The organism is Leclercia barmai, assembly GCF_049312895.1.
Lineage (GTDB): Bacteria > Pseudomonadota > Gammaproteobacteria > Enterobacterales > Enterobacteriaceae > Enterobacter > Enterobacter barmai.
This window is the reverse complement of sequence record NZ_JBMNWZ010000006.1, coordinates 92,888-111,931: the sequence shown is the minus strand read 5'-3', so window position 1 is coordinate 111,931 and position 19,044 is coordinate 92,888. Positions and strand designations below refer to the sequence as shown.

Sequence of the window (19,044 nt, the reverse complement as noted above, 5' to 3'; positions counted from 1 at the left end):
AAATTATTCCACCCGCACCTCTATCACCGCATACACCCCATCCTTTGGCACGATTACCGTGACGTTTTCCGCCGGAATGCCCGCCGCCAGGTGGATATCCTGGAGCTGTTGCAGAGTACGGGGAAATATTGGCGTCCAGCCGATACAGCGCAGGGCAAAATCGATCTGCGGGCTGCTGGTCAGCATGTTCGAGACGATGATCGCCCCGCCGGGTTTCACCAGCCGCAGGACGTGTTTCAGGAAGGTCACCGCCTCGGTGTCGTTGAAATATTCGAAGATCCCCAGCGCATCCACCAGCTCGACGTGGCCTTCGCCCAATTCCTGCACCAGTTTGTCGCTGTGGATCAGGCAATCTTTCAGATCGCGCTGCAATATCGTGACCTGCTCTCCGACGCTCAGCCCCTCGGCGGCGGTCATTTTCTCCGCCCATTTCAGGGAGACGGGATCGTAGTCCACCAGGGTTAGATGCACCTTTTGCCCGTCGAGATGCGCGCCGCGCAGCGCCTCCAGCACCGGAACGGCCGCACCGCTGGCGAGGCTGACCCAGACGTTGTCGATATCGTTACGCAGGTACTGTTCCGCCAGCACGGCCATCACTTTCGCGCGGGAGCGGATACCAATAGCGTCATTGGCGTGAATAAACCACTGGCGGCTGTTGCTGTCCATACGGGTGCCGTCGGGAAGGTGTTCGTCCAGCGGGTTCTGGATGGCGTACAGAGCCAGCGCCGTGGGCACCAGCCGGGTGCGCCAGGCCACAACGGCGGGGCGATTGGTAAAAGCCTTTTCAGACCAGCTGTGCTGGCATTTGAGGGTTTTCTCTCCGCGGGCATCCTTTTCCACGATGGGCGGCATCAGCTGCGGGTCCGCTTTTAACGCCCGATCAACCGCATTCAGCTCGCGCGTCACTTCGTCTTTCATCGGCCAGTTATCGCTGACATCGGGAAACGACGCGCTGTGGATGGTCATGGTGGACGGCGCGGTGCCGCGAAAGGGTTGCCAGTGCATAAGTTCATCTCCCGTTTGCCCATGACGGAAGTCTACTTCCCTGTTCGCTCACCGCCCCAGGAAGAAAGCACGATCTTTAGTGCTTCACCCATACCAGCTGATCGCCCCGGAAGCCCAGGCTGCGCGCGGTGTTCAGGTAATCCTGTTTCACTGCGTCCGGAATGGTTGGCGTACGCGACAGGATCCACAGGTAGTCGCGGTTCGGGCCGCTGACCAGCGCGTACTGGTAGTCGTCGTCCAGCTTGATCACGTTATATCCGCCGTAGAACGGGCCGAAGAACGAGACCTTCAGCGCGGCGGTCGTTGGCGCACCGGTGTAATAGGCTTTCCCCTCGCTCTCATTCCATTTGCGCTTCACCGGATCGTATCCCCGGTTGAGCACGCTGATCCCGCCGTCGCTGCGCTTGCCGTAGGTGGCGGTCACCTGCTCCATCCCACGCTCGAAGCGGTTTTCGAGACGGGCGATTTCATACCATTTGCCGAGATAGCGGCTGGCGTCAAAATTGGTGATCGGCTGCACGCCTTTCGGCGGCGTTGGGGATTTGCAGGCAACCAGAGTCAGCGCAATGGCGACACCGGTCACAACAGGCCATAGTTTCATGAGAACTCCTTTCATTTGCGCGTCTGGAAGTAAAGTGTAGTGCACCGGTCTGGTGCTTCATCCCGCAGGCAAATATTCGTAGTATATTGAGATTATTCCTTCCCTTCGGATGCAGACATGGCCTACTCCATCGGCGAATTCGCCAGACTCAGCGGCATCACCGCCACCACTTTACGGGCGTGGCAGCGCCGCTACGGTTTACTTAAGCCGCAGCGCACCGAGGGCGGCCATCGCCAGTACAGCGAAGAGGACGTCCAGCAGGCGCTGAAGATCCTCGACTGGGTGAAAAAAGGCGTCCCCATTGGTCAGGTGAAGCCGCTGCTGGAGCGCCCTTCCCCGAACCGCACCAACAACTGGCTATCGCTGCAAATGAGCATGCTGCAACGTCTGCAGGAAGGGAAAATCGAATCCCTGCGCCAGATGATTTACGACGCCGGTCGCGAATATCCGCGGCCGGAACTGGTGGCGAAGGTGTTACGCCCCCTGCGCAGCCAGGTCTCGGCCAACGTTGCCGCCGCCATGACCCTGCGCGAGATCCTCGACGGCATCATCATCGCCTACACCTCGTTTTGTCTTGAGGGCGACAGGAAAGCGCCGGGCGATAACCTTCTGCTCAGCGGCTGGCACCTGAACGACCCGTGCGAAATCTGGCTCGAGGCCTTAAGCCGTACCGGTCAGGGCCATCGGATCAACATCCTGCCCATTCCCCCTGCCGCGCTGGCCCCGGAGATTTTCCCGGACCGCCAGTGGCTGCTGGTCACCAGCGGTAAACTCAACGCCGCGCGCAAAAAGCAGGTTGAGCAGTGGCAGCAGCAGGTTTCCCTTGAGGTAATTATCCTCTGACGATTTTCTCCTGTGGGAATCTTCACGAAAAGTTGAATATTTTCCTGCGCGGCAGATGCTAACGTTTTCCTGTGACTTACCACTCCACAGGAACACCCAATGAAAAAGACTACCCCTCTGCTGATTCTTGCCTCTCTGGCCTTCGCCCCTGTCGCCTTTAGTGCCCCTGTCGGCACGCTGAGCGTGCATATTCTTAACCAGCAAACCGGCACGCCGCCGCCGGGCGTCAGCGTCACGCTGGAAAAACAGCAGCAGGACAAATGGACCACCGTCGCCAGCGGTAAAACCGACCAGGACGGCCGCATCAAGTCGCTCTATCCCGAAGATCAGGATATGCAGCCTGGCGTCTATAAAGTGACCTTTAAAACCGCCGACTACTTCCAGGCGAACAAGCTGACCTCGTTCTTCCCGGAGATCCCGGTGCTGTTTACCGTGACCCGCACCAACGAAAAGCTGCACATTCCGCTGCTGCTCAGCCAGTACGGTTATTCGACCTATAAGGGCAGTTAAAAGCCATTGATATTTATCGGTAATAAAAAATAACTCTGCCAATACTTGGACAAAATAGTCAATTTGTGTAACTTTTAGATATCGGCTCTGGAGGTACACACCATGACAGCGAAACCTGTGCTGGGTATTAGCGGATGTTTGACCGGTTCCGCCGTTCGCTTCGACGGCGGGCATAAGCGTATGGGCTTTGTCATGGACGAGCTGGCCCAGTGGGTCACCTTCAGGCCCGTCTGTCCGGAAATGGCCATTGGCCTGCCAACGCCGCGCCCGGCGCTGCGCCTGACGCTGACCGACAGCGGTGAGACGCAGATGCGGTTCAGCAAAGCACCTCATGAAGACGTTACGCAAAAGATGGCCGACTTTGCGGCGGGTTATCTGCCGAAGATCGGCGATCTGGCCGGATTTGTCGTTTGTGCCAAATCCCCAAGCTGCGGCATGGAGCGCGTGCGGCTGTATGATGAAAACGGCAACCGGGGCCGCAAGGAGGGGGTCGGGCTGTTCACCGCCGCCCTTCTTGAAACCTGGCCGTGGCTCCCCGTGGAGGAAGATGGACGCCTGCACGATCCGGTGCTGCGGGAGAACTTCGTGGAGCGCGTCTTCGCCCTTCACGAACTGAATACCTTGCGCGCCCAGGGACTGACGCGCCGCGCGCTACTGGATTTCCACAGCCGTTACAAACTCCAGCTGCTGGCCCACCATCAGGCAGGCTATCGTGAGATTGGCCCGTTTGTCGCCTCGCTGCACGAGTGGGAAGACCTGGACGCGTTCTTCGAGGCGTACCGCGAAAAGCTGATGGCGATCCTGAAGCAGCCCGCCTCGCGGAAAAATCACACCAACGTGCTGATGCATATTCAGGGCTATTTCCGTAATCAGCTGAACAGCCGTCAGCGCGGCGAACTCCGGGACGTGATCCTGCACTATCGCGACGGGCTGCTGCCCATTCTCGCCCCACTCACGCTGCTGAAGCACTACCTGGCGGAATACCCCGACCGCTATCTGATGACGCAAAACTACTTTGATCCCTATCCTGATGATTTGGGTCTGCGTCTGGCCGTGACATGAAGATAAAAATGCGAAGGCCCCGTTGACCCACAGAGGCCCGAACAATACCCCTTTTAGACGACACCCTCACTGTCGTCTTTTTTTTGTAGTTTGCTTAAAATACTGTAACTTTATACAGTTTTCAGACCGCAAAAGGGTACGCTGATGATCAACACCCTGCACATTCAAAATTACCGCTCGATCCGCGACATGTCGCTGGATCTGGAGCAGCTCAACATCGTTTTCGGCCCGAACGGCACCGGAAAATCCAATATCTACAAGGCGATCCACCTGATGCACAGCGCGGCGCAGGGGCAGTTTTCCCAGGCGCTGGCGAACGAAGGCGGCATTCTGAAGGTGTTCTGGGCGGGCAAAACCCGCAGCGACCAGCTGCGGCGCATGAACCTGGCGGTGGAAACCGAGACCTGGGAATACGAACTGCAGGTGGGCTTTGTTGAGAAGCTGCCCTATCCCTCGCAGTTTCAGCTCGATCCGGTGATCAAAGAGGAGTCCATCTGGCTGAGCGGCCACCAGCGCCGCCCCTCTGCTCGCCTGATGCAGCGCAAAAACCAGACGGTGTTTTTGAATAACGTTCACCACGAGAAGGTGACCCACAGCGGCACCCTCTATGAAAACGAATCGGTGTTCGGGCAGCTCGGGGAGCCGCACCTCTACCCGGAGGTGTCGCAGATGCGCGAGTCCCTGCGTAACTGGCGCTTTTATCATGAGTTTTCCGTCGCGTCCGGTTCAGCCATGCGCGCCCCGCAGGTGGGGTTCCGCTCGCCGGTACTGGCAAGCGACGGCGCAAACCTGGCGGCCGCGTTTCAGACCATCGTCGAGATTGGCGACGAGCTGCTGCTGATGCGCATTCTCGACCAGGCATTCCCGGGCTGCGTGTTTTACAGCGACAACACCGGGGGGCGCTTTCGCATGATGATGCAGCGCGAAGGCTTAAGCCGACCGCTGGAGCCTGCGGAGTTTTCCGACGGCACGCTGCGTTTTCTGTGCCTGGCGGTGGCGCTGCTCAGCCCGCGTCCGCCCGCCTTTATCGCCCTCAACGAACCGGAAAACAGCCTGCACCCGCAGATGCTGCCTGCCCTGGCGAGCCTGATTGCCGAGGCCAGCCGCTATTCGCAGATCTGGCTTACCAGCCATTCGCCGGAGCTGGCGAACCTGATCGAGAAGCACCGATCGTTTTCGCTCTATCAGCTCTCGATGGTGGAGGGAGAGACGAAGATGGCGCGGCTGGGGTAAATGCCGGGTGGCGCTACGCTTACCCGGCCTACGATCGCATACGAAAGGTTTTGCGCCACTCCGCCGGGCTGACGCCAAAGCGGGCCTTAAACTGCTGACGCCAGGTCACTGCTGAAAGATATCCCACCTGCTCTGCCACTGCTTCCATCGGCAGATTGCTGCTCTCCAGCAGCAGCTGGCTACGCCGCAGGCGTTCGGCGGTGATCCACTCGATGACGCTCATCCCGGTGGCTTTCATAAAATGGCGGGTCAGCGTGCGGCGGCTCATTGCCACGCTGTCTGCCAGGACATCCAGACTGAGCGGCTGGCTGATATTACGCTGGAGATAGTCGATCAGGTTGTTAATCCGCACATCCCGGGTCGTTTCCGGCACCGGCTGGGCAATAAACTGCGCCTGCCCGCCCTCGCGGTGCGGCGGCACGATCATCCGCCGGGCGATCTGGTTTGCCACCGAGCCGCCAAAGCGCTGACGGATGATATACAGGCAGCAGTCCAGCGCGGCGGCGGTGCCGGCAGAGGTAATGATACGGTCGTCGTCGACGTAAAGGGCGTTGATATCGAGCTGCACGTCCGGGAAAAGCGTCTGAAACTGGCGCTCGAACTCCCAGTGTGTAGCCGCGCGTTTACCGTCGAGAATGCCTGCGTATCCGAGAACAAACGACCCCAGACAGAGCCCGACAATCTCCGCCCCGTTGTCCCTTGCCTGCACCAGGCTGTCGAGCAGCGCCTGCGGCGGACGCTCCAGCACGTGTTGCCAGTAAGGCACCACCACGATATCCGCCCGCCCAATCGCAGAATAATCCTGCGTGGCGTTGAGTGCGAAGCCGTCTGGCGAGGTCAGTAATCCCGGTTTTTCGGCGCAGATCGTGACATTAAAGCGCTTTTCACCCGAAACCGAATCACCAAACAGAATGCAGGGGACGGAGTAGTGGAACGGGCTAAAGCCGTCCACGGCGACAATAGCGACCTTTGTAAGCGGCATTGTTCTCTCCTTTCCCCTGAATGCCTCAGAATATAACGGTTTCGCCGTCCTGGGGAATGGTCAGCACCTCGCTGACCTGATTGTCCTCTGCATACTGGCGCAACGCGCTGCGGGTCAGCAGGCAGTGGTTGATGGCCTCCATGTGGACCGCCACAATTTTCGCCTGCGGTAACAGGAAATGGAGGTTGAGCACATCTTCCTGGCCCATAATGATCGGCCCAAAACCGATGACATGGGCATAACCGGCATTGATTACCACCACATCCGGCTGATGCTTTTGCAGATCGATCGCCACCGCCTCGCGCCAGATGGTATCCCCGGCAATGCAGAGCGTCTTTTCGTCAGGGTGACGAAACACCACACCGCAGGCTTCGCCCAGCCGCTCCGCCAGCTCCGGCACCGCATAGGCGCGATCGGTACCGTGCTGACCGCCGTCGGTTTTACTGAGCTGGATGTCGCCAAACCGGCTGTTGTCCGTCAGCACCGTCAGTTTGGTAAAACCCTGGCTGCGCAGCAGCTGCGCGTCCTCATCGTTCTGCACGAAGATCGGCTTGTCTTTGGCGATCTGCTCAATCGCATACTGATCCCAGTGATCGGGGTGGGTATGGGTCACGATAACGGCATCGACATCCAGCAGGGTCTCAACCGCGCAGGGCAGCTCTACCATCGGGTTGCGAATCTCCTCCCGCGCGGTGCCGGGGAAACCAGGGTATGCGTCTTTGGGTGCCAGCATCGGGTCAATTAAAAAGCGCTTTCCGGCGTAGGTAATGAGCTGTGTCGCGTTACGAATGTGGGTGATGTTCATGGGCTGTTCTCCGGTCTGTGATGCAAAAATAATAGCCGGAGGGCGAACAGCAGGATGTGGGCTAAAGGGCATTAAGCGATGGGATTGGGCCAAACGCTACTGAACTATGTTCATGCTGCGATTCCCGCCAAAGCTATGCTAAATTAATAAAAGTTATTAACTGTTATTAAGTGAGGTCATCATGTCTTCGCATGCTAAACAGACCATCAGCGCCCAAATCCCTGTAGAACTGGCGCTGGCTATCGAAAAGCTGGCTCAGGAGCTGGATCGCTCAAAAAGCTGGATCATCAAAGAGGCGCTGACGTTTATGCTCGCTGAACGGGAACGCCGCCATAACGATATTCTGTCCGGAATGGCCGATGTCGATGCCGGGCGGGTAGTCAGCCACTCAGAAATTCTGGATTTTGCGGCACGCCTGAAAAAAGAGTAATTCATGGAAATATTCTGGACACGGAAAGCTCAGGACGATCTTGAAAGGATTTACCAGTTTGCACTTCAGTACAGTCGTCAACACGCCAATAACGTACTCGACAGGCTTATGGAAGGAACAACGAACCTCGGAGAGTGCCCTGCTATGGGTGTTTATCAACCCCGCTATGCACCGCGTGAAGTCAGAAAAATGCTTTTTGATGAATATGAAGTGCATTATGAAATACAGGGCACTGCACTCTATATTCTCGACCTCTGGCATCGTCGGGAAGATCGCTAGCGCCCTGCATTATTTTATTCCCAGCCCGGCACAGCGCCGCCGTTGAAGATAGTCTCTGCCGCCTTCGCCACCTCAGGTGACTGATACGACTGGATAAACTCCTTCACGTTTTCCGCATCTTTATTGTCTTCCCGCGTCACCACGATGTTCACGTAGGGCGAATTTTTATCTTCGATAAAGACGCTGTCATGCACCGGCGACAGCCCGGTTTGCTGGAGATAGGTGGTGCTGATAATCGCCACATCCACTTTCGGATCGTCCAGCACGCGCGGCAGTTGCGCCCCTTCCAGCTCCATGATTTTGAGATTTTTTGGGTTAGCGGTGATGTCCAGCGCCGTCGGCAGCAGACCTACGTCCGGCTTCAGGGCGATCAGCTTTTTGTTTTGCAGCAGCAACAGCGCCCGGCCCAGGTTGGTGGGGTCGTTGGGGATGGCGATGGTTGCGCCATCTTTGAGCTCAGACACCGATTTTATCTTGCGGGAATAGCCCGCCATCGGGAAGACAAAGGTATTACCGACGGCCACCAGCTTATAACCGTGCGCTTTGTTGTCTTCCGCCAGGAACGGGCGATGCTGGAACACGTTGGCATCCAGCTCGCCGTGGTTGGTCGCGTCGTTTGGCAGCAGCGAGCCGCTAAAGCCCACCAGCTCGACGTCGAGGCCGAACTTCTCTTTCGCCACTTTTTTGGCGACTTCCGCCACGTCCTGCTCGGCGCCGTTAATCACGCCGACTTTAATGTGTTTAGCATCGCTGCTGCTTTGGTCACAGCCCGCCAGCAACAGGCCAGCGAGAAGAAGCGCACCCAATCGAAGTTTCACCGGTCAGTCCTTTTGATAAATGTTTTATCGACTATATCGGCAACCCAGCGGCAGGTTAAAAAACGAAAAGGAATCAATAAGAAGGATAAGTTATATGCAGGTTTTGCCGGGTGACTGCGTGCCGGGGTTTTGTAGGCCCGGTAAGCGTAGCGCCACCGGGCGTGGTACGTCATGCCGCGGTAGTCCAGTCTTCGACTTTCAGTTCCTGCACCATCCCAAAGGCCTGATCGTTAGTCACAATTGTCGTTCCGCGACTGAGCGCATGCGCTGCGATCAACTGATCGAGATCGCCCATGACTTTCCCGCGTTTTTCCATATCGGCACGTAGCTTGCCGTATATTGCCGCGGCGTCACTGTCCCAGTCACAGATGGTGATAGTTTTCAGAAAGGCCGATATGGTTTCATGCAATGCATGGCTTTGCTTTTTGGCAACGCCATAAAGCAGTTCAGCCTCTGTTACGCTTGAAATACACATATCTTCTGGCGCTATTTGAGAATAGTGATTGACCACCCTGGGGTGCTGTCTCACGAGGTGGCTGACTATGTTAGTGTCCAGCATATGCAGCATCTTTTATAACCCTTCAAAAGGATCTCTTGTCGTATAGCTCTGATTGCGCTCCTCCTTGCTCAGGAATGAATCAGGGAAATGAGTCTGTTTCAATAAACGCAAAAAATGCTCTCTGTGGCGTTCTTTCTCTGACATTGCCCTCAAAACAACATTCCCCTCTTCATCCCGCTGGATATAAACACTCTCCGTCTCAAAGGCGAATTCATCAGGCAGGAGCACCGCCTGATTGCGTCCCTTTTTGATCACTTTTGCTTTGCGTTCCATTGCCACCTCTGCTGCTTTATTGACCAGGCCAAAGCATGCGCCAGCACAGGGAAGGAAGACAAGCCGCAGCGTTCAAATTCGGAAAGCGACTCGCAACAAATAACCGAATCGCTAACTCCTTGCTTCTCCCTTGCGTAACGGCGCCTCGCGCAAAAACCACGACAACACAAAGGCCAGCACCATAATCCCGGCAGCCATCAGGAACACCGCATGAATGGCGGAGCCGAAAGCGTCCAGATAGTCCAGGCGCAGGGCATCCGGCAGGTGATGGATGGCAGTCGGGTTCATCTCCCGCGGCAACTCGGTGCCCTCGGGAATGCGCGCCATCAGGCCCGACTGCAACACGTGGGTGAAGACCGCGCCAAACAGCGCCACGCCAATTGCCCCGCCGATGGAGCGGAACAGGGTCACGCCGGACGTCGCCACCCCGTACTGATCCGCAGACACGCTGTTCTGCACCGCCAGCACCAGCACCTGCATCACCAGGCCCAGCCCCGCCCCCAGTACGCCGGTAAACAGGTACAGCTGCCAGACAGGCGACGCAATAGTGATCCGCGTAAGCAAGGCCATGCCCACCACACCCAGCAGGGTCCCGAGGATCGGGAAAAGACGGTATTTCCCGGTGCGGCTGATAATGCGCCCGCTGATAATCGAGGTCAGCAGCAGCCCGCCCATCAGTGGGATCAGCTGTAAACCGGCCTCGGTCGGGGTGGCCTCTTTGACAATCTGCAGATAGAGCGGGAGGAAGGTCACCGAGCCAAACAGCGACATACCGATGATAAAGCCAATCAAGCTGCAGAGCAGGAAGCTGCGATCCCGGAAGAGCGACAGCGGAATAATCGGCTCCCACGCCAGCCGCTCCTCATAGATAAACCCGGCGATCCCCGTCAGGCCAAAGGCCAGGATGCACCACAGCTGCGGGTCGCTCCACTCGCGAACCGTCCCCCCTTCGCTGGTAAACAGGATGATGCACAGCAGCGCCATGCTGAGGTAAATCGCCCCCAGATAGTCGATCTCATGCTTGTTGCGCTTCGCGCTGCCGTGGAATACCGCGCCGATCACCAGCAGGGCAAACAGCCCCAGCGGCAGGTTGATGTAGAAGATCCAGCGCCAGGAGGCATGCTGCACCAGAAAGCCGCCCACCAGCGGGCCGATGACCGTCGCGAGACCAAAGACCCCGCCGAATAAACCCTGATAACGACCACGCTCCGCAGGCGGGATCACGTCGGCCACCGCCGCCATGCTGATCACCATCAGCCCGCCGCCGCCCAGCCCTTGCAGGGCGCGCATCAGCACCAGCTGGGTCATGTTCTGCGCCAGCCCGCACAGGGCTGAGCCCACCAGAAACAGGACAATGGCGATCTGCAGGACAATTTTGCGGCCAAAGAGATCGCCAAACTTGCCGTATAGCGGCACCACTATCGTGGAACTCAGAATATAGGCCGTGACGACCCAGGAGAGCTTATCCAGCCCTCCCAGCTCACCCACAATGGTGGGCAGCGCCGTGGAGACGATGGTCTGATCGAGGGCCGAGAGCAGCATCACCAGCAGCAGCGCGCTGAACAGCAGCCGCACCGAGGGCGCGTTTTTGGTTTGCGTTGTCGAATCGGACACCATGAAACACCGCTTGAAATTAATTAATTGGATAATTAATATTTAATGAAGTTATGAATCAGGTCAAGGGATCCTCCGCGCATGTCAGCACATAAAGATAATTCTGAGCCCACGCCACAGGCCCGCCGCCCCGGTCGTCCGCGCGGGAGCAAACCCACCGCCACCAGCCGGGAACAGCTGCTGGATATCGCCCTGGATCTCTTTGCCCGTCAGGGGATTGCCCGCACGTCACTCAACGCCATTGCCAGAGAGGCCGGTGTGACGCCCGCGATGCTCCACTACTACTTTAACTCCCGGGAGCAACTGCTCGACGCAATGATCGAGGAGCGCTTTTTGCCGCTGCGCAGCGCCATCGCCACGCTTTTCAGCGCCCACCCGGACGATCCGGTGACTGCCCTGACGTTAATGGTTGAAAAGCTGGCCGAACTGGCCGTGGAACACCACTGGTTCGCACCGCTGTGGATGCAGGAGGTGATTGGTGAAATGCCGGTGCTGCGTGCGCATCTGCAGGCCCGGTTTGGCGATGAGAAATATCAGGCGACGCTCGAAACCGTCGCCCGCTGGCAGCAGGAGGGCAAACTGAACCGCGACCTGGCGCCGGAGCTGCTGTTCACCACCCTGTTAAGCCTGGTGCTGGTGCCCTTTTCGCGGATGCGCAATGACGAGAGGTTACGCGCCCTCTCGCCTGAGCAGATCGTGCGTCATGCGCTGGCGGTGATCGGTAGCGGTATTGGCGCTTAAAGCGCCTTCGACAGGTAATGGCGCTGTATTCCCGCGTACGGAAAATCTTCCAGCGTCATGGTCACCTGATAGCCCTGCTTTTCATAAAACGGACGCGCCTGGAAACTGAAGGTATCCACCAGCGCATGCCGGCATCCCTGTTTCCGCGCTTCGTCTTCGGCGACCTGCATCAGTTGGCCCCCAAGCCCGTTGCCGCGTATTTCATCGCTAACCCACAGATATTTAATGTTCAGCCACTCGCCCTGGCGGTTGCCGATCAGCCCCCCGCGCATTTTTCCGTTCTCATCACGGGCATAGACGGCGATATCACTCGCCACGCGGGAGAAACTAATAAACTGGCTGTTATAGATCCGCAGTCCCTGCAGTAACTCTTCCTGTTCATGTTCAGTAATGGTGTCGGTAATACTCAGTTGCATATCATTCCCCCGTTACGTTGCACATCGACTATCGCACACTGAGCCCAGGATACAATCGCTAAATTCTGGCGTTGTGCTGGCAAAAAAATGTAAGTGCAATCAACGTAAAACCCCCTTTGCGAGCAGCATCACCCTTTGTTCGCTGTCCGTCCCCCGCCGTCACAAATTTTTCTTCCGGGCTTGCCTGTACCCCAAATTCTGCGGCTACGCTTAGTCGTACCCCTGCGCAACTATTGGCAAAATTAATACTTTCGGCTTGGGTCGCAAAGGCGGATGTAACGATATATTTCATAAACGTGTGTGTTTTTTTCCGGAGGTTTCCATGAAGTCAGCGCACCTGTTTTGCCTCATCGTCTGCCTGCTTTTCGCCGCCTTCGTTCATGCTCAGGAGATGAACGACCCGGTAAAATTAGAGCAGATGAAACAGGCGGTTTTAAAGGATGTGAAGAAAGCCTGTTCCCCGCAACGCAAGCAAACCGATAAAGAGTGGCAGGCGATTATCATGGCTTCTGAGGCGAATCAGATGCTGGTCAAAAATGCGGTGGTGGCGATGGAGCGGAACAACCAGGAAGGTTACTGGGATGCCGTCAATCAGGTGGACTGCATGGAGGATTACTGATTACGCATAAAGGGGCCATAAAGCCCCCTTAGTTTTTTAGCGCCGCACATCCGGAATAATTAAATCCCCGCGCAGCACATACGACCCGAGCATCTGGGTCTTCTCATTCAGCCAGCTGACGATCCGTGCCGCCATGGCATCCATCGAGTACTCAATTGCCGGAATGGTCGGAATACCCGGCAGATGCAGCGATCCCGCAAGACTGAACACCATGATGTCCCCCGGTACGGACCGGTTGAAAGCCTGCAGCTGCGGGATCACCCGCTGTGCTTCCTGCTCGTCGGCCACCAGTAAGGCGTTGAAATTGACCGTACTGGCGTTGTTGAGCAGCTCCTGCAGGGCCACGGAGGATGATGTGGCGTCCATAAAGACCAGGTTGCGATTAAACGGCAGGAAGTTTTTCTCCAGCCCATGCTTGTAGCCCAGCAGCACCTGATCGGCAAAACCACTGCCGTGCGGGTGGATCAGGGCAATCTGACGGCGCCCCTGGCTGGCGAGAAAGTTACAGGCGGTTTCCGCGGCAAAAGCATGGTCGTACTGGATGCTGTTGACGTTGTTGGTTTCCATGCAGTCCACCAGGATGACGTTCTCCTGATCGATGTGCAGCGGGAAACGGGCACCGATAATCAGAATGTCATCGCATAACCCGCAGGAGAGCTCTTCCAGCGCGTTCATGACCTCGGCTTTGGAGTTGGCGAAGCGAAGCAGCAGGTGCTTCTGGTGCTGGCTGAGATGTTTTTCCAGCGCGTACAGATAACCGGTGGTCTGGTTAATGTTGTCCTGGGCGCAGATCACCCCGATACAGCCGGTTGACTGGCTGAGCAGCGACTGGGCAATCACGTTTGGCCGATAGTTCAACTCTTCCACTGCTTTCAGTACGGCCTGGCGGCTGGCTTCCTTCACGCCGCGCGACCCGCTCAACACCCGTGATACCGTGGCTTTAGACACCCCGGCCAGACGTGATACATCGTTGATTGTAGACATCTTTTTCCCCTGACAGGTCTCTCCTGGCCCCTGTAATTCCCGATCCCACTTCGGCTCATATTATAGCCATTCAGGAGTATATCTGTTTCCGTTTTCCATGGAAACCGATTTTCCGTTTCCACTCTAACTGATGCAAAAGCAGCCAAAATATGTGACCCAAATCCGATTACCAGGCCCCATAAGCAAGGGATCTTGATGGCTGTCACACTTCTGTCTTATATGGATGGAAACCGGTTTCCATATGTTATCCAATCATCTCCGCAATAACTATTTACATTTTGAGGATGGTTGTCGATGTTCAAGATTATGCTGTGCTGTTCTGCCGGGATGTCCACCAGTCTGCTGGTACGGAAAATGGTCGAAGCCGCGGACGAACGCGGTTTACCTGTCAAAATCGATGCTTACGGTGTTGCAGAATTTGATACACAGTTTCCGCAATACCAGGTCGTGCTTCTCGGACCGCAAGTCAAATACATGTTAAAAACGCTCTCAGACAAGGCTGCTACGCAAGGTGTGCCGGTACAAGCCATTGATATGATGGACTACGGTATGCAACGTGGTGATAAGGTGCTGGACTATGCTCTGTCGCTCATTGAAGCGGCACACTAAGAAGGTGTTCTCATGAGTTCGTTATATCAATCTATGGTTGCCGTCATTGAGCAGTCCATCGCGCCGCTGGCGGGCAAGCTGGGCCAGCAGAAGTACGTGATTGCCATCCGCGACGGTTTTACCGCCGCGCTGCCGTTCATGATCATCGGCTCGTTTATGCTGGTGTTCATCTTCCCGCCGTTCTCCGCGGATACCACCAACAGCTTTGCCCGCGGCTGGCTGGATTTTTCTGAGACCTACCGCGAACAGCTGATGCTGCCGTTTAACCTCAGCATGGGCGTGATGACCTTCTTTATCTCCGTGGGCATTGGTGCGAGCCTCGGGCGTCAGTTTAACCTCGATCCGGTGATGTCCGGCCTGCTGGCGTTTATGGCGTTCCTGCTGGTGGCCGCCCCGTATGCCGACGGCAAAATCTCCACCCAGTATCTGTCGGGCCAGGGGATCTTCACCGCGCTAATCACCTCTATCTATGCCACCCGCGTTTACGCGTGGCTGAAGGATCACAAAGTCACCATCCGTCTGCCGAAAGAAGTGCCGACCGGCGTGGCGCGTTCGTTTGAGATCCTGATCCCGGTCGTGGTCATTATCGGTACCCTGCACCCGCTGAACCTGTTTATCGAAGCCCAGACCGGGATGATTATCCCGCAGGCGATTATGCACCTGCTGGAGCCGCTGGTTTCCGCTTCGGATTCCCTGCCCGCTATCCTGCTCTCCGTGCTGCTGTGCCAGATCTTCTGGTTCGCTGGCATCCACGGCGCGCTGATTGTCACCGGCATCATGAACCCGTTCTGGATGGCTAACCTCTCCGCCAACCAGGCCGCGCTGGCTGCCGGCGCTGCACTGCCGCACGTCTATCTGCAGGGCTTCTGGGACCACTACCTGCTGATCGGCGGCGTTGGCTCTACCCTGCCGCTGGCCTTCCTGCTGCTGCGTAGCCGCGTAACGCACCTGCGTACCATTGGTAAAATGGGCGTGGTGCCAAGTTTCTTTAACATCAACGAGCCTATTCTGTTCGGTGCGCCGATCATCATGAACCCGATGCTGTTTATTCCGTTCGTGTTCGTTCCGATGATCAACGCTTGTCTGGCGTATACCGCCACCAAACTCGGCTGGCTGGCACAGGTTGTGTCGCTGACGCCGTGGACGACCCCGGCTCCGATTGGTGCCTCCTGGGCGGCAAACTGGGCCCTGAGTCCGGTGGTGATGTGCGTCATTTGTATGGTGATGTCGGCGCTGATGTATTTACCGTTCCTGCGTGCTTATGAGCGTTCTCTGGTGAAAACCGAAGAGCAGAAAGCGCAGGCGACCGTAGGTGCAGCAGAGACCGTCGGCAATTAAGTCAAAGAGGACGATTTATGAAATATGCATTTCCCGAGAACTTCTGGTGGGGTAGCGCCTGTTCTGCAACTCAAACCGAAGGGGAAAGCCAAAGCAGTGGTAAAGGATTATCCATCTGGGATCACTGGTTTGCCAAAGAGCCGAATCGCTTTCACAACGGGGTGGGGCCGCAGAATACGTCCACGTTTTATCAACACTGGAAAGCCGACATTCAGCTGTTAAAGCAGCTGAACCACAATAGCTTTCGCACCTCGATAAGCTGGGCGCGCCTGATCCCGGACGGCACCGGGGAAGTGAACCAGGAGGCGGTGGCCTTCTACAACCAGGTGATCGACGAACTGATCGCCCAGGGCATCAAGCCGTTTATCACCCTGTTCCACTTCGACATGCCGATGGCGATGCAGGAGATTGGCGGCTGGGAAAACCGGGATGTGGTGGCGGCCTACGGTCGTTACGCAGAAACCTGCTTTAAGCTTTTTGGCGATCGGGTAATGCACTGGTTTACCTTTAACGAGCCGATTGTGCCGGTAGAGGGCGGGTATCTGTATGATTTCCACTACCCGAACGTGGTCGATTTCCGTCGTGCGGCCACGGTGGCTTATCACACCGTACTGGCCCATGCGCAGGCGGTTCGCGCCTTCCGCGCCGGGCATCACCCCGGTGAGATTGGCATCGTGCTGAACCTGACCCCGTCCTATCCGCGTTCACAGAACCCGGCGGACGTGAAAGCCGCGCACCATTGCGATCTGCTGTTTAACCGCAGCTTCCTCGACCCGGTGCTGTGCGGTGAATACCCGGCGGACCTGGTGGCGATGCTGAAAGCGCACGATCAGCTGCCAGCCTGTTTGCCAGAAGACAGCGCGCTGATTGCTGACGGTAAAATCGACCTGCTGGGCATTAACTACTACCAGCCGCGTCGGGTGAAGTGTCGTGATACGGCCATTAATCCGAACGCGCCGTTTATGCCGGAATGGTTCTTCGACAGCTACGAGATGCCGGGACGCAAGATGAACCCGTATCGCGGCTGGGAAATCTACGAGCCGGGTATTTACGATATTCTCATTAACCTGCGCGATAATTACGGCAACCCACGCTGTTTTATTTCTGAAAATGGAATGGGCGTCGAAAACGAGCAGCGTTTTATTGAGAACGGCCAGATTAACGACCAATATCGTATCGACTTTATTTCTGAACATCTTAAATGGCTGCATAAAGGTATTAGCGAAGGCAGTAATTGTCTTGGCTACCATATGTGGACATTTATTGATAACTGGTCGTGGTGCAACGCATATAAAAACCGCTATGGTTTTGTCCAGCTCGATTTAGAGACGCAGCAGCGCACCATTAAAAAGAGCGGAGAATGGTTTGCCCAAACCTCTCTGAATAATAGTTTCGATAAATAGAGTAAGAGATGATGATTGCCTTAGAAGAAGCCGTAATGGAAATCATCGTCAATGCTGGTCAGTCGCGCAGCCTGTGCTTTGAAGCACTGCATGCTGCGCGGCAGGGCAACTTTGACGAAGCGAAAAGCCTGCTGCGCGAAGCCGATGGCTACGCGCGCCAGGCGCACCATATGCAGACCAAACTCATCGAGCAGGACGCGGGCGAAGCCCGTCAGCCGATGACCTTAATTATGGTGCACGCCCAGGATCATTTAATGAACTCGCTGCTGGCCCGTGAATTATCCGAAGAGATTATTCATTTATATCAGCGCTAATATTTAAATATCAGTAATGGAGATAGTCTTACGATAATAGTGTAAAGCCTCTGTACCCATAAAATAAAAATCAACTTGTTCTGATGATAGCGACATATTCTGTCAATCCGGAACGGGGTGGTTATTGTCTGAATAAAATTTAAATATATTGAGATAACCATGAATATGATTAAAAAACTTCCATTAACAATGGCGGTTATCGCCGCGCTTTGCCCGATTTCTGTATTCGCCCAAGAATTTACGCAGGAGCAAATCGACGCCATTGTGGCCAAAGCGGTGGATAAAGCCCTGGCAGAACGCCAGGCGAAAATGGATGCCGCGGTGGCGAAAAAAGCCGACGTTATTAACGAGCCGCAGAGCGCCGCCCAGTCCCCGGATATGGCTATCCCGTTCGGGATTAAATTTACCGGCTATGCCCGTTACGGGGCGCACTTCCAGGCTGCGGATCAGAAGTATGTGGCGGTGGACGGCTCCTACAACGGAGCCTCGGCAATCGGTCGTCTGGGTAACGAAGGCAACGGCGGCGAGTTCCAGCTCTCCAAGGCCTTCAAGGGCGAGAACGGCGCCATCTGGGACGTCAACGTGATGATCGACCACTGGGGCGACGAAGTTAACCTGAAAAAAGCCTACGCGGGGGTGACCAACATTCTGGAATCCAACCCGAACGCCTATATCTGGGCGGGTCGTGACTTCCACCAGCGTCCGCAGCAGGGCATCAACGACTACTTCTGGATGAACCACGACGGCCAGGGCGCCGGGGTGAAGAACTTCGACATCGGCGGCGTGCAGTTTGACGTGGCCACCGTGGCGGCGGTCGAATCCTGCAGCCCGGAAGTGATGGACGATGAGGCCAACCCGTCGCGCATCACCTGTACCGGTGGCTCCGGCACCGGGGACAAGGGCAACTACGCGGCCACCTCCAAAATTCACGGCATGAAGCTCGGCCCGATCGACCTCGAGCTGTACGCCAACTACGGCTTTGACTCGAAGGCCATCGACACCGAAGAGCGGACCAACGCCTGGCAGGGCGGCGTGGTGCTGAGCCACACCAACGACAGCGGCGTGAACAAGGTGATCGCCCGCTACTCCGATAATTCGGACAACAGCGTGTTCAACAAAACCGAGGATCTGACCACGGTGTACGCCAGCTTCGAAGGGCTGCACAAGTTCACCCAGGCGACCCAGGTGGAGTACATTCTGGCCTTCCACGACTTTGATAACAGCCGCGACAAGACCGACAACCGCAAGAACTACAACGCCATCGTGCGCCCGATGCACTGGTGGAACGACGTGCACTCCACCTGGCTGGAAGCGGGCTGGCAGCATGTTGATTACGACAACGGCGGCGACAACAAGGGCTGGAAGCTGACCCTGTCGCAGAACATGTCCATCGCCATGGGCCCGGAATTCCGCCCGATGCTGCGCTTCTACGTCACCGGCGGCAAGGTGGATAACGAACGCACCGCCCGGGTGAACAACACCAAAGACGAAACCCTCGACGACTTCAACGTCGGCGCGATGTGGGAGGCGTGGTTCTGAGGTAAAAGCAAAACGGCGGCGCTGCGCTTGCACGGGCCTACTAAATTCGTAGGCCGGGTAAGCGTAG

Annotated in this window: 23 protein-coding genes; 13 read left to right on the top strand and 10 right to left on the bottom strand. The window is 56.5% G+C overall.

Annotated elements, in window-relative coordinates; all coding sequences use genetic code 11:
• Nucleotides 1-3: 3 nt before the first annotated feature.
• Together ACOYA6_RS19645 and ACOYA6_RS19640 are read right to left on the bottom strand one after the other, a co-directional pair.
• On the bottom strand, nt 4-1,005 hold the full coding sequence (locus tag ACOYA6_RS19645) for a class I SAM-dependent methyltransferase (RefSeq protein ID WP_422655244.1): 1,002 nt from the start codon (nt 1,003-1,005) through the stop codon (nt 4-6).
• A 76-nt stretch (nt 1,006-1,081) separates the two neighbouring features.
• Complete coding sequence (locus ACOYA6_RS19640; RefSeq protein ID WP_422655243.1) at nt 1,082-1,606, bottom strand: lipocalin family protein; 525 nt, start codon at nt 1,604-1,606, stop codon at nt 1,082-1,084.
• 117 nt (nt 1,607-1,723) lie between these two features.
• On the opposite strand from ACOYA6_RS19640, the gene ACOYA6_RS19635 reads away from it, so the two are divergent.
• The 4 genes from ACOYA6_RS19635 to ACOYA6_RS19620 all read left to right on the top strand — a co-directional run bounded on the left by ACOYA6_RS19635 (nt 1,724) and on the right by ACOYA6_RS19620 (nt 5,254).
• Nucleotides 1,724-2,449, top strand: coding sequence for a MerR family transcriptional regulator (locus ACOYA6_RS19635; protein ID WP_422655242.1), 726 nt, complete (start codon nt 1,724-1,726; stop codon nt 2,447-2,449).
• Nucleotides 2,450-2,548: 99 nt separating this feature from the next.
• Nucleotides 2,549-2,959: a hydroxyisourate hydrolase gene (gene uraH, locus ACOYA6_RS19630; RefSeq protein WP_422655241.1), complete on the top strand. Its 411-nt coding sequence runs from the start codon at nt 2,549-2,551 to the stop codon at nt 2,957-2,959.
• Between the two features lie 102 nt (nt 2,960-3,061).
• The gene (locus ACOYA6_RS19625) at nt 3,062-4,021 is read left to right on the top strand and encodes a YbgA family protein (RefSeq protein ID WP_422655240.1); all 960 of its coding nucleotides are present in this window, start codon (nt 3,062-3,064) and stop codon (nt 4,019-4,021) included.
• A 144-nt stretch (nt 4,022-4,165) separates the two neighbouring features.
• Nucleotides 4,166-5,254 (top strand): AAA family ATPase, encoded by a 1,089-nt coding sequence (locus ACOYA6_RS19620; protein ID WP_139563907.1) that lies wholly within the window; start codon nt 4,166-4,168, stop codon nt 5,252-5,254.
• 28 nt (nt 5,255-5,282) lie between these two features.
• Here ACOYA6_RS19620 and ACOYA6_RS19615 read toward each other — a convergent pair whose 3' ends face one another.
• Together ACOYA6_RS19615 and ACOYA6_RS19610 are read right to left on the bottom strand one after the other, a co-directional pair.
• Nucleotides 5,283-6,236 carry a GlxA family transcriptional regulator gene (locus ACOYA6_RS19615; RefSeq protein ID WP_422655239.1) on the bottom strand — a complete coding sequence of 318 codons (954 nt, stop codon included), beginning with the start codon at nt 6,234-6,236 and terminating at the stop codon, nt 5,283-5,285.
• Between the two features lie 25 nt (nt 6,237-6,261).
• Entirely contained in the window at nt 6,262-7,041 is a 780-nt protein-coding gene (locus tag ACOYA6_RS19610; RefSeq protein WP_039030199.1) for an MBL fold metallo-hydrolase, read from the bottom strand.
• 181 nt (nt 7,042-7,222) lie between these two features.
• On the opposite strand from ACOYA6_RS19610, the gene ACOYA6_RS19605 reads away from it, so the two are divergent.
• On the top strand, nt 7,223-7,471 hold the full coding sequence (locus ACOYA6_RS19605) for a CopG family ribbon-helix-helix protein (protein WP_422655238.1): 249 nt from the start codon (nt 7,223-7,225) through the stop codon (nt 7,469-7,471).
• Between the two features lie 3 nt (nt 7,472-7,474).
• Entirely contained in the window at nt 7,475-7,750 is a 276-nt protein-coding gene (locus ACOYA6_RS19600) for a type II toxin-antitoxin system RelE/ParE family toxin (RefSeq protein WP_138370791.1), read from the top strand.
• A gap of 14 nt (nt 7,751-7,764) precedes the next feature.
• On the opposite strand, the gene nlpA is transcribed toward ACOYA6_RS19600, so the two are convergent.
• The 4 genes from nlpA to ACOYA6_RS19580 form a co-directional block, all read right to left on the bottom strand.
• Nucleotides 7,765-8,568, bottom strand: coding sequence for a lipoprotein NlpA (nlpA, locus tag ACOYA6_RS19595; RefSeq protein WP_422655237.1), 804 nt, complete (start codon nt 8,566-8,568; stop codon nt 7,765-7,767).
• A gap of 169 nt (nt 8,569-8,737) precedes the next feature.
• Nucleotides 8,738-9,136 (bottom strand): type II toxin-antitoxin system VapC family toxin, encoded by a 399-nt coding sequence (locus ACOYA6_RS19590; protein WP_422655236.1) that lies wholly within the window; start codon nt 9,134-9,136, stop codon nt 8,738-8,740.
• Nucleotides 9,137-9,139: 3 nt separating this feature from the next.
• Nucleotides 9,140-9,400, bottom strand: coding sequence for an antitoxin (locus ACOYA6_RS19585; protein WP_422655235.1), 261 nt, complete (start codon nt 9,398-9,400; stop codon nt 9,140-9,142).
• 111 nt (nt 9,401-9,511) lie between these two features.
• Entirely contained in the window at nt 9,512-11,017 is a 1,506-nt protein-coding gene (locus tag ACOYA6_RS19580; protein WP_139563902.1) for an MDR family MFS transporter, read from the bottom strand.
• A 78-nt stretch (nt 11,018-11,095) separates the two neighbouring features.
• Between ACOYA6_RS19580 and ACOYA6_RS19575 the strand changes: the two genes are divergently transcribed.
• Nucleotides 11,096-11,755, top strand: a complete 660-nt coding sequence (locus ACOYA6_RS19575) for a TetR/AcrR family transcriptional regulator (protein WP_039030202.1) — start codon at nt 11,096-11,098, stop codon at nt 11,753-11,755.
• Here the strand turns inward: ACOYA6_RS19575 and ACOYA6_RS19570 are convergent.
• Complete coding sequence (locus ACOYA6_RS19570; protein ID WP_039030203.1) at nt 11,752-12,171, bottom strand: GNAT family N-acetyltransferase; 420 nt, start codon at nt 12,169-12,171, stop codon at nt 11,752-11,754. The genes ACOYA6_RS19575 and ACOYA6_RS19570 overlap by 4 nt on opposite strands.
• Nucleotides 12,172-12,493: 322 nt before the next feature.
• Between ACOYA6_RS19570 and ACOYA6_RS19565 the strand changes: the two genes are divergently transcribed.
• Nucleotides 12,494-12,790 carry a YicS family protein gene (locus ACOYA6_RS19565; RefSeq protein ID WP_422655234.1) on the top strand — a complete coding sequence of 99 codons (297 nt, stop codon included), beginning with the start codon at nt 12,494-12,496 and terminating at the stop codon, nt 12,788-12,790.
• A 36-nt stretch (nt 12,791-12,826) separates the two neighbouring features.
• Here ACOYA6_RS19565 and ACOYA6_RS19560 read toward each other — a convergent pair whose 3' ends face one another.
• A complete protein-coding gene (locus ACOYA6_RS19560) occupies nt 12,827-13,774 on the bottom strand; it encodes a LacI family DNA-binding transcriptional regulator (protein ID WP_223075489.1) in 948 nt (315 codons plus the stop codon).
• 294 nt (nt 13,775-14,068) lie between these two features.
• On the opposite strand from ACOYA6_RS19560, the gene ACOYA6_RS19555 reads away from it, so the two are divergent.
• From ACOYA6_RS19555 to ACOYA6_RS19535, 5 genes are all read left to right on the top strand, one after another.
• Entirely contained in the window at nt 14,069-14,383 is a 315-nt protein-coding gene (locus ACOYA6_RS19555; protein ID WP_039030206.1) for a PTS sugar transporter subunit IIB, read from the top strand.
• Nucleotides 14,384-14,395: 12 nt separating this feature from the next.
• A complete protein-coding gene (locus ACOYA6_RS19550) occupies nt 14,396-15,721 on the top strand; it encodes a PTS sugar transporter subunit IIC (protein ID WP_039030207.1) in 1,326 nt (441 codons plus the stop codon).
• Nucleotides 15,722-15,738: 17 nt separating this feature from the next.
• On the top strand, nt 15,739-17,124 hold the full coding sequence (locus ACOYA6_RS19545) for a glycoside hydrolase family 1 protein (protein ID WP_422655233.1): 1,386 nt from the start codon (nt 15,739-15,741) through the stop codon (nt 17,122-17,124).
• Between the two features lie 11 nt (nt 17,125-17,135).
• On the top strand, nt 17,136-17,438 hold the full coding sequence (locus tag ACOYA6_RS19540) for a PTS lactose/cellobiose transporter subunit IIA (protein WP_072250852.1): 303 nt from the start codon (nt 17,136-17,138) through the stop codon (nt 17,436-17,438).
• A 159-nt stretch (nt 17,439-17,597) separates the two neighbouring features.
• Nucleotides 17,598-18,977 carry a carbohydrate porin gene (locus ACOYA6_RS19535; protein WP_422655232.1) on the top strand — a complete coding sequence of 460 codons (1,380 nt, stop codon included), beginning with the start codon at nt 17,598-17,600 and terminating at the stop codon, nt 18,975-18,977.
• Nucleotides 18,978-19,044 lie beyond the last annotated feature (67 nt).